Raw genomic sequence first — 15247 nt, forward strand, 5'->3', positions numbered from 1 at the left:
GTACCGCAACGACGGCGGGCATACTCAGGTAGGGTGTTGAGAATGCCAGATACCGACCGCCTTTTGGTGTTGCCATGGCCGCAGGTACCAGATCACACAAACCGGAGCGCATCATATTCAGTGTTTGCGCAGCGGAATCGGTTGGCATGACCGTGAGCGTGACATTGAGCTTTTGTGCCAGCAGCGTCATGTAATCGGCGACCAACCCCTGATAGAGATTGTCTGTAATGCCTTCATACGGCATCCAATTGCTATATGCACAGAGCGTAATATTGTTGAGCCGGGAAAGATATTGACGTTCCCGTAGTGATAGCCTCAGCCCCTCAGGCTGATAGATGAAATCGCGAATATCGTAGTTGGGCTCCAGTGCGCCAGTGATTAGGTACAGCTTTGCCATCCCATCAAACTTCTTCTGCGATAGCGTACCGAATTGGCCTTGATCATCAAACGCGAGGGCTTTTAACGCCCTACCCTCAAATTCCAGCGCTTCTACGCTACGTTGCTGACTGTTGTATCGGGCGTGAATAAGCGCCGCAGTTTCCTGAATATGCTCAAATGCATAGCGCCAGCCCCTGATGGATGCCTCATAAAACCGGTGGGTGATGCCCGGACGTTCATTGACCATCCGACGTGAGGTAAACAGGATATCTGCATACATATCAAAGCCGTAGTCGGCCGGATGGATGATGGTATAGGGAATCCCCAGCTGTTGTAGCTGATAGGGTTCGTTCGAAAGATAAGACCCCATGGCATCGGTTTTGTCATCGATCAGATCTTGCAGATTGAAGCTGTGTGGCTGATGTTCGTAGTCACTGTCACGTAAGCCTGCTTGTAATAACATTGCCAGAACTTCCGCGACTTGCTCGGCATCCTGCGTCAGCATAATGCGATGACCTTTCAGGTCTTTTGGGGTGTTGATATTGCGGTCAGCTTTGCTGAGCAACATCAGGGGGGATTGTTGAAACGCAGCAAACAGCGCCACAATGTCGTGGCCTGCGGCTTTCTCGATCATCAGTGAGGAACGGCCTACGGCAAAGTCTGATTTGCCTGACAGAACATCGCCGACCAGATCGGTTGAATGATCAAATTCACGAATATCTACATCCAACCCCACCTCTTTGTAGAATCCCTTCTCCTTTGCCATGTAATAGCCGGCGAACTGGAACTGGTTTTTCCACAATAGTTGTAGAGAGATCGGCGTCGACTTTTGACCTCCGCGACTCTGATCAGCATACAGGCCAAAACTGCACAATGTGCAGAGTATAAGCAGTATCCATCTCATGTAACGAAATCTTCTTTTGCGCAGAGAACGTCCGTTTTTATGGACAAGCAGATCGCGGGAATTAGCATGTTATGCAAATACTTCACTCTCATCTGAAACCGTGTGAGTTATGTTGTTCGTATTTAGCGTAGACCGAAATTACAGGCTCTGAACCGGGTTATCGGCTGGATGAGGTAAGTTATTTAATGAAAGCTCAATTTTTGGGATGTTCGATGATCTGAGGACACCAATAACGCCCTACTGAAAGCTGTAGTCGCCCTGTTAGCCAGTTAAAACGCTTGTTTGTCTCGGATCAAAGAAAAACGGGTTGTTCAATAATTGCCCCAACTACTCGTAGTATCCGCCTGTCAGTTGGTGGATTATCATCCAATCCATTGTATTGCTGTTGGCCGCGATGATGAGTTCCTCTCCGAACGATTCGTAAAGCGTCAGTCAGCGTTATCACTCGCATTTTCCGCCAATTTCCAGGGATGGGTTCATGAGTACCGAGACCGCATTTGTAAGCACTTGGGTATCCTATAAGCAGGATGGAGATAACTGGGGCGTATTTGCCCAGCGTTTTAACGAAAGCGGACAGGCTCTGGGCGCTGAATTTCAGGTCAATAGCACCACGGCCAATAACCAGTCAGATCCAACCGTTGCCATGCTGCTGGATGGTGGTTTCATCGTTACCTGGGTAGACAGCGATGCGGATGGCTCAGATGAAGGGGTGTTTGCTCAGCGCTATGATGCTGATGGCAATACAGTCGGTGGCGAATTTCAGGTTAACGACCAAAATACCGGTATCCAGTACAAACCCCACGTAACAGGCCTTGATGACGGCGGTTATGTGGTCAGTTGGACGGCTTACGACGGCAGCACCTCCAACTATAACCTCTATGCCCAGCGCTATGATAACGATGGTGTTGCGGCCGAAGCCACCGAATACAAAGTTAATTCCGAGAACTACAACCAGCAGTTCGATTCTCAAGTTACCGCCATGAATGATGGTGGCTATCTGGTGACGTGGACCTCCTACGGTCAGGATGGCAAAGGCTGGGGCGTATTTTCTCAGCGTTACGATGAAAACAACCTGCCAGACGGCGCTGAGTTTCGCGTGAATACCTATGAAACCAACAATCAGGCTAAGTCCTCCGTAACCCGGTTGGATGATGGTGGCTATGTCGTCGTGTGGTCCTCTTATGGGCAGGGTGGTCTGGACGCGATTCTGCGCGATGATATTTATGGTCAGCGCTATGACGCCAATTCCGATCCTGTCGGCGCTGAGTTCAAAATCAACAGTCACGATGCCGATATTCAGCGCTCGCCTGTTGTCGCGGCAACCGGCGATGGTGGTTATATCGTGGCGTGGGCTTCGGCAGATCAGGACGGAGACCGCTGGGGCATCTACGCGCAGAAGTTTGATGACAACAACGATCCGGTAGGCAACGAGTTTAGGGTAAACACTGAAACCCACGCAGAGCAATATGAACCCGCCATCAGTGCCACTGAGAACGGTGGCGTTGTGGTGACCTGGACCTCGGACGAACAGGACGGTCATGCCAACGGTATCTTCGGGCAGTTACTGGATCAGAATGCGCAGCCAATTGGCAATGAGTTCCAGGTGAATACAACGTTCACCCATGTGCAGGAGGACTCCAGTGTCGGCGCTTTTAACTTGATACGGCCGGGCAGTGGCGGTAGTGGTGCGGTTGATGCGGGTTTTGTGGTGACCTGGTTGTCATTCCGTCAGGATGGCAATGAAGACTGGGCGGTTTACGCACAACGCTTCGATAAAGATGGTAACGCACAAGGCGGCGAGTTTCAGGTCAGCACCTTCGACTACGGAAACCAGAGTGCGCCACAGATCAGTGCCCTGAATGACGGCGGTTTTGTTATTACCTGGGTGTCCAATGAGCAGGATGGTGGCGACGAAGGAATTTTTGGTCAGCGCTATAACGCTCAGGGCGAGGCGATGGGCGGTGAGTTCCAGATCAACAGTTTTACTAAGGGTATTCAGTACGAGCCTGCGGTCACCGGACTGGAAAACGGCGGCTTTGTTGTGACCTGGTCCTCGTATGCGCAGGACGGTCGCGGATACGGTGTCTTCGGGCAGAACTTTGACGCGGCGGGTAATCAGGTGGGGAACGAGTACCAGATCAATACCCATACGTTCCTGCAACAGGATGAATCGACCGTGACGGCATTGGCCGACGGCGGTTATGTGGTGACCTGGACCTCATATGGACAGGATGGCCGTGGTGACGGCATCTACGGTCAGCGATTTGATACGGATGGCAATCAGGTGGGTACGGAGTTTCAGGCGAATACCCATATATGGAACAACCAGAACCACTCTGATATTGCAGCGTTGAGTGACGGCGGTTTTGTCATCTCCTGGTCGTCTGATCGTCAGGATGGCTCTCAAACGGGTGTCTATGCGCAGCGTTTTGATGTGAATGGCAACAAGGTCGATGCCGAATTTATCGTCAACACGACGACCCGGGGCTATCAGTCTGAACCCGTAGTAACCGGTTTGGACAGTGGTGGATTTGTCATCGCCTGGAACTCTTTCTATGGTGAAGATGGTGACCGTTCAGGGGTGTATGCCCAGATGTTTGACGAAAACGGTGACACACAGGGCGTGCAATTCTTAGTGAACACGCATACCGCCCGAGATCAGGAGCAGGCTGACATCAGTGCTTTGTCTGATGGCGGTTTTGTGGTGACCTGGACGTCCGATCGTCAGGATGGCTCTGAGGAAGGTATTTTTGGTCAGCGTTACGATGCCGACGGCAACACGGTGGGTGACGAGTTTCAGGTGAACAGTACCGGTCACCATATGCAGATGTTCTCCTCTGTCACGGGCCTTAACGCAGAAACATCCAGTGTGGCGACGGCGGCTCCGCAGCCCGCGACGATCACGGTCGATGGTTTGGGCAATACCACGGTAGCGACGGATCAGTCTTTCCATCTTTCCAGCCTTGATGGTGAAGTCAGCGATCTCGACATGCTGGCACTGGATGGCTCCCATGCCACGCAGGTTGCGGTGACTCTTGATGCACTGCTGGATCTGACGGATGGCGACAATACGTTGGTGGTGACCGGTGATGACACTGACAAAGTGCTGTTGCTGGGGGGTGGCTGGGTGCAAGGTGCGGATACAGCGGTGAACGGTGTTGATGCCGTGAGTTTCAGCAACGGCGCGGGGATTGTGATCGTTGAAGAAGAGCTGGATGTTTTATCTAACTATTCCAATATCTTACCGGATAACTTCTAACCCGGTTTAACTCTGGATTAAGTTATCCACACACAGGGCTTTCACTAAGGCTATCCACTGGGATAGCCTTTTTTTATGAGCGCTTGTGTATAACAAATTATCCCACGCGGTATGCTGTGGATGGTTGTTGATGTCTATGTTGCAGATGTTATACACAGGCGATGCGGCGACAGTTTTATACCCAGTAGAATTGATCTACAGAGTGCAATCCCTGCCCTACCCTTTCCTCGCTTTCCCTATCTGCTTGTAGCCCAATGCGCCGATGAGCGGCCTGTGCTTATGGTGAATTATTTGCGCTTTTTCTTCGGCGGCGACGACATAAATGACGGTCGCAGGCTGGGTCTTGCGTCGCTTTCCCGATCCGCCTCTTCTTCAGCTTTTTTGCGTGCAAGTTGGGCGGCGGTTGGTTTTTTCGCCGGTTTAGCCGCGGCTTTTTGCGGTTTCTTACGGCGCGAGCGGTTTGGCGTGTCTTCAGCCTCAATCGGGTCGGTGCTGCCGTCTTCATAAAACGGCACAGGCTTGAGCTTCAATGGTCGCTTGATCAGCGCTTCAATCGCCGCCAAATACCCCTTCTCGTCCGGTGCCACCAGTGAAATGGCCTGACCACTGCTGCCCGCCCGTCCGGTGCGCCCGATACGGTGCACATAAGCTTCCGGTACGTTGGGCAGGTCAAAGTTCACCACCCGCGGTAAGGCATCGATATCCAGTCCGCGTGCCGCGACATCCGTTGCCACCAGAATACGGACTTTGTTCTGTTTAAAGTCGGCCAGTGCCTGCGTGCGTGCACGCTGGCCTTTATCGCCGTGAATGGCTGCGGCACTGATCCCCTCCTCCAGCAAGTGTGCGGTGAGAATATCGGCACGGCGTTTGGTGCGGGTAAACACCAGAACTTGCTTCCACTGCCCACCCTGAATCATGTAACTCAGGGTGTCGGCTTTGTCCTGACCATCGACCCGATACGCCATCTGCTGAACCGTGGCTGCCGTCGAATTGCGCTTAGTCACGCTGATCTGCACCGGCTTGGTGAGGATCTTATGGGACAGCTCGTCGATATTGTCGGCAATGGTGGCCGAAAAAAGCAGTGTCTGGCGTTGCTTCGGCATCTGCCGCATCAGTTTGTCGATCTCCCGGCTAAAACCGAGATCCAGCATGCGGTCGGCTTCATCCAGTACCAGCGTCTGTACACTATCGAGGCTGAAAATCTCGCGTTCCAGCAGATCCAGCAAACGCCCGGGGGTGGCGACGATGATGTCTGCGCCGCGTTTCAGACGTTTGATCTGGTTGTCGACCCGTACGCCACCGTAGACCGGAATAATGCGCTGACCCAGATGTTCACCGTAGTTGTAGAAGCTGTCGGTGACTTGTACTGCCAGCTCGCGGGTGGGTACCAGCACCAAAGCACGTGGCGGGCGTACGTCTGCGTCTATCTCTTGTGCGTCTAACATCTGCAGAATCGGCAGTGCAAAGGCAGCGGTTTTGCCGGTGCCTGTCTGTGCTTCTGCCATCAGGTCCTTACCGGCCAGTACTTCCGGGATGGCCTGCGACTGAATCGGTGTCGCCTTACGGTAGTTCAACGTATCCAGCGCTTGAACCAGCGCGTCTGATAAGCCAAGGGAGGTAAAAGTAGACATAGAGACCTGATTTGCAAAGAGAGGAAAAACAGAGAGGAAGCTTACCGGAATGTGGCTTGAGGCGCGACTTTTCAGCACTGAAACACACATGGAGAGGGGCGATAGAGATTTGGGATCGGCGGGTTTAGGCGCTGACTGATAACGCCTAAACCCGCAACGTATTAATTCAGCATATTGCCGATGAAGAGCACCGCGAGATAACCGGCGGTATAAGCCACCAGTAACCAGTGAAAGAAGCGCAGATAGCTAATGAACGTCAGCTCACTCAGTTTACTCATGGCAATCACGCCTGCGGCTGACCCAATCACCAGAATAGAACCGCCGACACCGGTTGCGTATGTCAGTCCGAGCCATTCAGATTTATCCATCACGACACCGGATTTCAGGATTGCAGCGGTGAGCGGCACATTATCAACCAGAGCAGACAGCAGTCCGACCAGGTAATTGGCAAAGACCGTCGGCAAGACTTCGTACAAATAGGGCAACTGGTCCAGTACTGACAGCTCTTTGAGCATACCGACCAATAGCAGCACACCGAGGAAGAACAGCAGAGTATCAAACTCAATTTCGCGGATATATTCGAGGATATTGTGTTGCTCTTCAGCTTTCCGGTTGAGGAACTGGTGCACCAGAAACATTACTGACAGGCCAAACAGGAACGTCAGCAGCGGTGGCACCTGAAACAGTACACTCAGACTCAGTGTTGAGAGGATGGTGACCAGAAACAGCAGGCCGATAATTTTGTCACTGCCATCGATCGGACGACGAAAACGCGGCAACGTCAGGGTTTGATTACCACCGGGGATAAGGCAGAGGACCAGTACCGCAATACCAACCAGCGCTGGCGGGACCAACAGAAAGAGGTCGGTAATTGAGACCTTACCTGCGAGGAAGATCATCAGGGTGGTGACATCACCCGTAATCAACGCGACACCGCCGGAGTTCACTGCAAACACCAGCAGTGTGGCAAACTTCAGAATATCTTTTTTCTCCAGATCGAGGGATGCCAGTAACGACAGCATAATCAGCGAGGCGGTGATGTTATCGGCCAGCGAAGAGAACAGCAGGGCCAGCAACGCCATCATGCCCATCAGCTGCCGTTGTGTCAGTTGCTCGGGCAACATCCGATAGACCAGTTGGGTGATCAGTCCTTTCTGGTTGAGATAGGCCACATAGGTCATCGCGGCCATCAGGAACAGCCACAGCGTGGCAATCTCCAGCAGGTTCTCATTCAGTCGGTGTTGTATCTCCTGTGCATGTACGCCGTCTTCTGGAAAGACAAATGCCAATATCCAGACAAGCGTGCCAATAAACAGGGTGGATTTGGCCTTATTGATATGAACGAGGTCTTCGATCACGATCATTACGAAGGCTAGGGCGATCAGGGATAATAGCAGGGTGTGCATGTGTACTGTGCTCCGAAGTCATGAAACAGACTGAACACGAGGCTTGATAAGAGACGGTCGCCCGGTGAGTTTGGGGGCGAGTATAGTGTATGGTTCGCGAATTGTACTTGATCAAACGTCGGGTAAATAAAACACCCGGATGGCCTCAAAGTGGGGCGTTCCGGGTGTTTGTGAATATCTTTATACCTAGGGTTTAGCGCCAAAGGTGTAAAGATAAGCGACTAATTCAGGAGCCATTAGCTCATGTACTGGCCGCCATTTACGGACAGATTGGTGCCGGTGATAAAGCCTGCATCTTCAGCCGTCAGAAACGCCACGGCACGGGCGATCTCTTCAGGCTGGCCGAGGCGGCCGACCGGGATGCCATCAACGATCGCATTGAGCACGTTTTCCGGTACCTGACGCACCATCGGCGTATCGATGTATCCCGGAGACACCGCGTTGACGGTGACACCTTTACGCGCGCCTTCCTGAGCGATCGCTTTGGTGAAGCCGTAAATACCGGCTTTAGCTGCGGAATAGTTCGCCTGTCCGAACTGGCCTTTTTCACCGTTCAGCGAGGAGATATTAACGATACGACCGAAACCGCGGCCACACATGGCATCAAATAACGGCTGACACATGTTGTACATGGAATCCAGATTGGTGCGCAGTACCGCCTGCCACTGTTCAGGCTTCAGGCGTTTCAGCGGACCATCGCGGGTAATGCCGGCGTTGTTGACCAGAATTTCAATCGGCCCCACTTCCTCTTCAACTTTAGCGATAAAGCTGCTGCAGTGATCATAATCGGTGACATCCAGAGGGTAGATCGCAACGTCATAGCCGGCCGCTTTCATATCGGCTTGCCAGCTCTGTGCTTCGGCTTCAGCGCCCGGCAGGTAACTGCCGACAACACGACGGTCCTGATCACACATCGCTTTACACATGCTTTCGCCCAGACCACCCTGAGCACCGGTTACAACGGCAACACGTTGAGTCATAGTTTTCTCCTTCAAGTTTTTATTTTTGTTAGTGTTTACACAGTGCTTTGATCTTGGCGGACTGGGCAATGGAGGCCTGTGCGCTGTAATCCTGACTGCGAGATTCGATATGGGGCAGGTCGTAGAGGTAGTTCACCATCAGACCTGCTGCTTGTTTCAGACCGTTATCGGAGTTGTCGGCCAGCCAGTTGAGCTGGGCCACTTCAGCGCCATTACTGAGATGGAAATGCGCGACAGGGTCCAGTGCGGTTATGCCGCGGCGTTTCTCAACGGTGAGATAGTGTGCGGCCAGCTGCAACAGAGGTTCGCGGCGTTTTTCAGCCACCTCTTCGTCCAGATGCCACCCCTCGGGTAAACGCGGTTCGGCGATCTGTAGCCAGTTTTTCCCACCCGGCAGTGTTTCCAGATCCGCGTTGGTCTGTTTGTTGAGCCAGCGCTGGAAACCGGGGATTGGGGAGAGTGTGGAGAACCGTTTCAGCGCCGGGAAATCGTGTTGAAGTTCGGCGACGACACGTTTGATCAGGAAGTTACCAAAACTGATCCCTGCTAATCCTTTCTGAGCATTGGAGATGGAATAGAAGATGGCAGTATCGGCTTCCTTCAGATCCAGAATCGGGGCGTCTTCATCCAGCAGCTTTTGTACGTTATCCGCCAGCCCTTTGACCAGCGCAACTTCGACAAAAATAAGCGGTTCTTGCGGCATATTAGGGTGAAAAAACGCAAAACAGCGGCGATCTGAGTCCAGACGGTTTTTCAGGTCATCCCAGCTCTGGATGGCATGTACGGCCTCATAAGCGATCAGCTTTTCCAGCAGTTGAGCGCTGGATTGCCAACTGATCCGTTCAAGCTGCAACAGGCCGATATCAAACCAGTTCGCCAGCAGGCGTTTCATATCCGATTCCAGCGGTGCCAGCTCGGGTTCTTCCCGTTTCAGTGCCAGCAGTTCAGCGCGCATATCGACCAAAAACTTCACCCCTTCAGGCAACTCCGTGAACTGAGCCAGGAGTTTCACACGGGGAGGATCGAGGGTGTCTCGCAACTGGACGCGGGCTGCGGCGCGGGTGTCGTCATCGGCATGACGCCAGGCCTCGATCGCTTGCTCAACCGCATTGTTGTCCACGTCGTAATGCTGGTTCAGCAACAGCAGGAACTTCTTTCGTCCCTCGGCGTTCAGTGCCAGATAGTTTTCACCCAGTTGGGCCGCGCGTCGACGTGCGGCCACTTCACCGCCGGTGTTGGTCAGGCAGCTGTCCATCCACTGGCGCAGCAATGCGTGATCCTTCTCGGTGAGCTCCGGTGATAACTCCAGCGTGTCTTTCAAACGATCCACTGAAAGGTCATGCCAGGCTTTTTTCAGGTGATTCAGAGTGCGATCAAGAATACTCGTGCTGATCTGGCTGGGCATGGTGCTTCTCCTGTGTGTGCTGTTCATAACCCTGTCTTTGATTATGGATTGAACAGCGTCGGGTTGAGGGAAAGCTATCAAAGAAATTTCAAAAAACCAAGGGTTAATACTTGGTTTTTGTGTTTGGAAAGATTATTGTTTGGTTAATTCGGCACCAATTGAGCTGTTTGGTGCGAGCTACACCGAGACAAAAAACCCCGGAAACAGGGGTAGATGAAATCATTGAGATATCTGGACATATTGAGAGGAACGATAGATGCAGGATTTGCACGGTTTTTATCTGGAAGATCTGGAAATAGGTCAAACCGCGAGCTACGCGAAAACCATCACTGAAGCAGACGTTGTGCTGTTTGCAGGTATTACCGGTGACGACAACCCGGTGCATATCAATGCGGAATACGCCGCGCAGACGATGTTTGAACAGCGCATTGTGCACGGTATGTTCAGCGCCGGTCTCATCTCTGCTGTACTGGGCACACGTATGCCGGGACCGGGTGCGATCTACATCGACCAGCAGCTCAAGTTCAAAGCACCGGTGCATATCGGTGATACGGTGACGGCCAGTGCCAAGATTCTGGAAATCGATGAAAAGCGTCGTCGCGTGAAGATGGAAACGATCTGTAAGGTGGGCGATAAAGTTGTCGCTGAAGGTGTGGCAACCAACATGGTTGATCGTCGCCCTACTGAGTAAGTTATTGCTGGAGAATCAAGATGTTAATCGAAGCAAACAAATCAGCACTGCTGGTGATCGACGTACAGGAAAAGCTGCTGCCGGGCGTGTTCGACAATGAAATGCTGGTCAACAGCTGTGAATGGCTGATGGGCGTTGCACAGTTGATGGACGTGCCGGTACTGGGATCTGAGCAGTACCCTCAGGGTGTGGGACCAACCATCGGTACGCTGCGTGACATGCTGCCGGCGGAAGATTTTGTCGGTAAAACCCACTTCTCCTGTGCCGATGCACCGGAAGTGAACGCACGCATCGAAGCGCTGGACCGCGAGCAGATCGTGATCTGTGGTATGGAAGCCCATGTCTGTGTGATGCAGACCGCATTGCGCCTGCAAGCGCAAGGTAAGCAGGTTTATGTGGTGAGCGATGCAATTTCTGCGCGTAACCCGAATGACACGGCGGCCGCGATTGAGCGTATGCGTGAAGAAGGCGTGAAGATGGTGACGCGTGAAATGGTCGGTTTCGAGTGGATCGGTCGTTCAGATGCGCCACAGTTCAAAGACTTCAGTAAGAAGTTCCTGCGTTAAACCCCGCTGAGTCTGATCTGTCCGGGCCTGGGTCGCCTGTTGTATTGCTGTTTGGTGACTTTGGCCGGGATCATTCTATTGTTCCCGGTACTTGGGAACATCGCGAAACCAAACAACAATTAGGTAGTAGTATGGAGAATAACAATAACAATCCGTACAGCCTGGGCTTGGAAAAAAATGCTGCGAACTATGCGGCACTGACCCCACTGTCATTTATCGAACGGGCCGCGTCCGTTTATCCCGATCGCACCGCCGTTATCTATGGCGATGTCCGCCGTAGCTGGTCTGAAACCTATCAACGCTGTATTCGTCTCGCGTCGGCGTTGCGCAAACGTGGTATCGGGCAGGGCGATACCGTTGCGGTCATGTTGCCCAACATCCCTGAGATGCTGGAGCTGCACTTTGCCGTACCGATGACCGGTGCCGTGCTGAATACCCAAAATACCCGCCTCGATTCTGAAACCGTGGCCTTCATGCTGGATCACGGCGAAGCCAAGGTCATGATCACCGACCGTGAGTTCTCCGATGTGGTGCACAAAGCCGTGCGCATGGCGAGTGTGGACCCGTTAGTGATCGATGTGGATGACCCGCAGTTTGTCGGTGGCGACCTGATTGGTTCGATGAACTATGAACAGTTGCTGGCAGAGGGGGATCTCAGCGATCACTGGCAGCCGCCAGAAGATGAGTGGCAGGCGATCTCTCTGAACTACACCTCCGGGACCACGGGCAATCCGAAAGGTGTGGTTTATCACCATCGTGGCGCACATCTGAACGCGCTGAGCAATATCATTGGGCAGAACCTGCCACCGCATGCAGTCTATCTTTGGATCGTACCCATGTTCCACTGCAACGGCTGGTGTTATCCGTGGTCGGTTACAGCTGTCGCGGGTACGCATGTCTGCTTGCGTCATCCGCACCCGGAGCAGATCTTTGAGCTGATTCAGGCCTGTGGTGTGACGCATTTCTGTGGTGCGCCGGTGATTCTGAATATGATGCTCAACGCATCGGAAGAAGCCAAAGCACGGGTAGACCACCCGGTGACAGTGACTACCGGTGGCGCTGCACCACCTGCTGCTGTCATCGAAGGGATGGAACAGATCGGCATTAAGGTCGTGCATGCCTACGGTTTGACTGAATCTTACGGTCCGAGTGTGTTCTGCGCGCATCAGGACGAGTGGGATGCGCTTGAGTTGGAGCAGAAAGCGGCCAAGATGGCGCGGCAGGGTGTGCGTGCTCCGGCCTTGGAGCAGCTGATGGTGGCGGATACTGAGACACTGGAGCCGGTGCCACGTGATGGCCAGAGCATGGGTGAAGTCTTTATGCGTGGCAACAACATCATGCAGGGCTATCTGAAGAATCCCAGTGCGTCCGATGCGGCGTTTGCGGGTGGCTGGTTCCATACCGGTGACTTAGCCGTGTGGCACGCCGATGGTTATATCGAGGTAAAAGACCGTTCCAAAGACGTGATCATCTCCGGCGGCGAGAACATCTCGACTATTGAGGTGGAAGATACGCTGTATCGTCATCCGGCGATTATGGAAGCGGCAGTGGTGGCGAAACATCACGAACACTGGGGCGAAGTGCCCTGTGCGTTTGTGACGCTGAAGGAGGGCACCAACGCCACGGAGGAGGAGATCATCAACTTCACCCGTGACAACATGGCGCACTTCAAATGTCCGAAGCAGGTGGTATTTGCGCCGTTGCCGAAGACCTCTACCGGCAAGGTGCAGAAGTTTGCGCTGCGCGCCATGCTAAAAGATCTGGCCTAAGCTCGATCCATTAGCGGGCCGGATGAGATCCGGTCCGCTGTTTCCTTTTCTGGTACCATCGGAGGTCCGATCAGATGTTATTAAGCTACCAGACCGAGATCCAACCGATGGACACACCCGGCCCACATGAAGGGCTTTCTGCGCTCACCGATGATGCCGAACGCAACCGGCTGTTGGCGGAGATGGCGGAACAATCGACCGATATGATCTCCCGTCACACCCCCGGTGACTGGCATTTTATCTATGCGTCTCCGGCTGTGGAAAACCTGCTGGGCTACAGTGTGGATGAGATTATCGGCATGTCGGCCTATGAGCTTTATCATCCTGACGACGTGGAAGACTTTAAACGTCGCTCGCCCAGTGTCAGTTACGAACGGGGTCTGTACACCCACACCTACCGTTTCCGCTGTAAAGATGGTCATTATACCTGGTTAGAAAGCACCAGCCGCTCGTTACGTGATCCTGCGACCGGTGAACTGAAAGAGATCTTAGTGGTGTCGCGTGATGCGAGTCGCCGTATCGAAGCCGAACAGACCAACCGCCGACTGGCGCGGGTGCTTGAGAGTAGCAGTGATCTGGTAGCGTTTATTGATCTGGATAACCGGGTGAGCAACCTGAATGAGGCAGCACGGGAGCGTTTAGGCGTGGTTGCTCCGGTTGTGGATAACAGTGACCGAGCACTTATCCTGCGTGACCTGTTCCATCCGCAAAGTTATCAACAGCTGCTTGATGAGGCGTTACCCACTGCGGAGACCGAGGGACAATGGCGTGGCGATGCTGAGATGTGTGACCGGGATGGCAAAGCGATTCCGGTGATGCTGGAAGTGTTGGCGCATCGTACCTTTACTGATCAGATTGAGTACTTCTCTGTTGTGGCGCGGGATATGAGTGCACAAAAAGCGATGGAAGCCGAGCGTCAGCAGTATCAGGCGGAGGTCAGCCATACCAGCCGTCTGGTGACCATGGGTGAAATGGCGTCGGGGTTGGCGCATGAATTGAACCAGCCGCTGACCGCGATTGTGAACTATGTCAGCGGTATTGAGCGTCGTGTTGGACAGCAGAATGAGATTGCCGTTTCAACGCTGGAAAAACCACTTAAAAGGATCAGTGCCACCGCATTGCGTGCCGGTGAGATCATCCGCCGGATGATGGACTTTGCCCGCAAGGGGCAAACGCAACGGGAAACCGTACAGGTCAAAGCACTGGTGTCTGAGGTGATGGATTTTTGCGCCAGCAGTGCCGGGCGCAGCAACGTGCAGTTGGAGAACCGGATACCGGATAATCTGAGTGCGGTGATGGCTGATCGTATTCAGCTCGAACAGATTCTGTTGAACCTGCTGCTCAATGCCATCGAAGCCAGTGCCAGTGACGAGGAGGCCGAGCCACTGCGGGTGTGGGTCGACGCTTCAGAGAGTGCGGCCGATCAGGTTATAATCCAGGTGCATGATCAGGGCAGGGGATTACCTCAGACCGATACCGAGCAGCTGTTTGAACAGTTCTTTACCACTAAAGACAGTGGCTTGGGTATGGGGCTGGCGATCAGTCGCTCGCTGGTGGAAGCGCACGGTGGTCAGTTGTGGGCAGAAAACGCCCGCATGGGCGGTGCAGTATTCAGCTTCAGCCTGACGCGCGCGTGATAGCGCCACGTCCAATAGCTCGTTTTTCCTGATCAAGACCGCTTAATAACTCAGTCAGATAGAGAACCTTGATGGACAGCTTCCCTGATCAGATCGTGTATGTCGTGGATGACGATGAAGATGTGCGTGATTCCCTGCAATGGCTGCTGGAATCTGTGGGATTGCAGGTAGAGAGTTTTGGCACTGCTCAGGCCTTTCTAGATGGTTATCCGGCTGGGCAGGGCGGTTGTATCGTCATGGATGTGCGTATGCCCGGCTTGAGTGGTATCAGCGCGCAGAAAAAACTGCCCGAATACCAGATCGATATCCCCCTGATTATGATCTCCGCCCACGGTAACGTGGATATGGCGGTGACCGCGATGACGCAGGGCGCACAGACCTTCATCGAAAAACCCTTCAATGACCAGACCCTGCTGGATCATGTTCAGCGGGCGCTGTCGGAGGATCACGCATTGCGTGAAAGCCTCAGCCGAAAACAGCAGTTGCAAGCGTGCTATGACAGCCTGACCAAACGTGAGAAACAGGTCTTTGAGCGGGTGGTACAGGGCATGTCCAATCAGGAGATGGCTGACGGCCTGAACATCAATCGCAAAACCATCGAAGGTCATCGGGCGAACATGA

11 protein-coding genes are annotated in these 15247 nt (G+C 53.3%); 6 read left to right on the forward strand and 5 right to left on the reverse strand.

The genetic code is table 11. The annotated features are described in order from the left end of the window. A partial coding sequence (locus tag ABYW01_RS03555) for an ABC transporter substrate-binding protein (protein ID WP_372831158.1) occupies window positions 1–1144 on the reverse strand: 1144 nt, incomplete at its 3' end. Window positions 1145–1760: 616 nt separating this feature from the next. Between ABYW01_RS03555 and ABYW01_RS03560 the strand changes: the two genes are divergently transcribed. After that, window positions 1761–4541 carry a hypothetical protein gene (locus ABYW01_RS03560; RefSeq protein WP_372831159.1) on the forward strand — a complete coding sequence of 927 codons (2781 nt, stop codon included), beginning with the start codon at window positions 1761–1763 and terminating at the stop codon, window positions 4539–4541. A gap of 287 nt (window positions 4542–4828) precedes the next feature. Here the strand turns inward: ABYW01_RS03560 and ABYW01_RS03565 are convergent, their stop codons facing one another. From ABYW01_RS03565 to ABYW01_RS03580, 4 genes are all read right to left on the reverse strand, one after another. Beyond that, a complete protein-coding gene (locus ABYW01_RS03565; RefSeq protein ID WP_372831160.1) occupies window positions 4829–6172 on the reverse strand; it encodes a DEAD/DEAH box helicase in 1344 nt (447 codons plus the stop codon). A gap of 161 nt (window positions 6173–6333) precedes the next feature. Next, the gene (gene nhaD / locus ABYW01_RS03570; RefSeq protein WP_372831161.1) at window positions 6334–7578 is read right to left on the reverse strand and encodes a sodium:proton antiporter NhaD; all 1245 of its coding nucleotides are present in this window, start codon (window positions 7576–7578) and stop codon (window positions 6334–6336) included. Window positions 7579–7814: 236 nt separating this feature from the next. Then, window positions 7815–8558 carry an acetoacetyl-CoA reductase gene (gene phbB / locus ABYW01_RS03575; RefSeq protein ID WP_372831162.1) on the reverse strand — a complete coding sequence of 248 codons (744 nt, stop codon included), beginning with the start codon at window positions 8556–8558 and terminating at the stop codon, window positions 7815–7817. Between the two features lie 28 nt (window positions 8559–8586). Further along, on the reverse strand, window positions 8587–9963 hold the full coding sequence (locus ABYW01_RS03580; RefSeq protein ID WP_372831163.1) for a malonyl-CoA decarboxylase: 1377 nt from the start codon (window positions 9961–9963) through the stop codon (window positions 8587–8589). A 256-nt stretch (window positions 9964–10219) separates the two neighbouring features. Between ABYW01_RS03580 and ABYW01_RS03585 the strand changes: the two genes are divergently transcribed. The 5 genes from ABYW01_RS03585 to ABYW01_RS03605 all read left to right on the forward strand — a co-directional run. Then, window positions 10220–10654: a MaoC family dehydratase gene (locus ABYW01_RS03585; RefSeq protein WP_372831164.1), complete on the forward strand. Its 435-nt coding sequence runs from the start codon at window positions 10220–10222 to the stop codon at window positions 10652–10654. A 20-nt stretch (window positions 10655–10674) separates the two neighbouring features. Beyond that, on the forward strand, window positions 10675–11220 hold the full coding sequence (locus ABYW01_RS03590) for a hydrolase (RefSeq protein WP_193954710.1): 546 nt from the start codon (window positions 10675–10677) through the stop codon (window positions 11218–11220). A gap of 131 nt (window positions 11221–11351) precedes the next feature. Further along, window positions 11352–12989, forward strand: coding sequence for an acyl-CoA synthetase (locus ABYW01_RS03595; protein WP_372831165.1), 1638 nt, complete (start codon window positions 11352–11354; stop codon window positions 12987–12989). A gap of 74 nt (window positions 12990–13063) precedes the next feature. After that, complete coding sequence (locus ABYW01_RS03600) at window positions 13064–14626, forward strand: PAS domain S-box protein (protein WP_372831166.1); 1563 nt, start codon at window positions 13064–13066, stop codon at window positions 14624–14626. A 71-nt stretch (window positions 14627–14697) separates the two neighbouring features. Further along, a partial coding sequence (locus ABYW01_RS03605) for a response regulator transcription factor (protein WP_372831167.1) occupies window positions 14698–15247 on the forward strand: 550 nt, incomplete at its 3' end.

It is taken from the genome of Pontibacterium sp. (assembly GCF_041587635.1).
Classification (GTDB): domain Bacteria; phylum Pseudomonadota; class Gammaproteobacteria; order Pseudomonadales; family Balneatricaceae; genus Pontibacterium.

Excerpts from the sequence above, each read along its gene's own strand:
- ABYW01_RS03600 (WP_372831166.1), top strand. The coding sequence starts at position 13,064 with ATGTTATTAAGCTACCAGACCGAGATCCAACCGATGGACACACCCGGC.
- ABYW01_RS03565 (WP_372831160.1), bottom strand. The coding sequence starts at position 6,172 with ATGTCTACTTTTACCTCCCTTGGCTTATCAGACGCGCTGGTTCAAGCG.
- ABYW01_RS03580 (WP_372831163.1), bottom strand. The coding sequence starts at position 9,963 with ATGCCCAGCCAGATCAGCACGAGTATTCTTGATCGCACTCTGAATCAC.
- phbB (WP_372831162.1), bottom strand. The coding sequence starts at position 8,558 with ATGACTCAACGTGTTGCCGTTGTAACCGGTGCTCAGGGTGGTCTGGGC.
- ABYW01_RS03560 (WP_372831159.1), top strand. The coding sequence starts at position 1,761 with ATGAGTACCGAGACCGCATTTGTAAGCACTTGGGTATCCTATAAGCAG.
- ABYW01_RS03590 (WP_193954710.1), top strand. The coding sequence starts at position 10,675 with ATGTTAATCGAAGCAAACAAATCAGCACTGCTGGTGATCGACGTACAG.
- ABYW01_RS03585 (WP_372831164.1), top strand. The coding sequence starts at position 10,220 with ATGCAGGATTTGCACGGTTTTTATCTGGAAGATCTGGAAATAGGTCAA.
- nhaD (WP_372831161.1), bottom strand. The coding sequence starts at position 7,578 with ATGCACACCCTGCTATTATCCCTGATCGCCCTAGCCTTCGTAATGATC.
- ABYW01_RS03595 (WP_372831165.1), top strand. The coding sequence starts at position 11,352 with ATGGAGAATAACAATAACAATCCGTACAGCCTGGGCTTGGAAAAAAAT.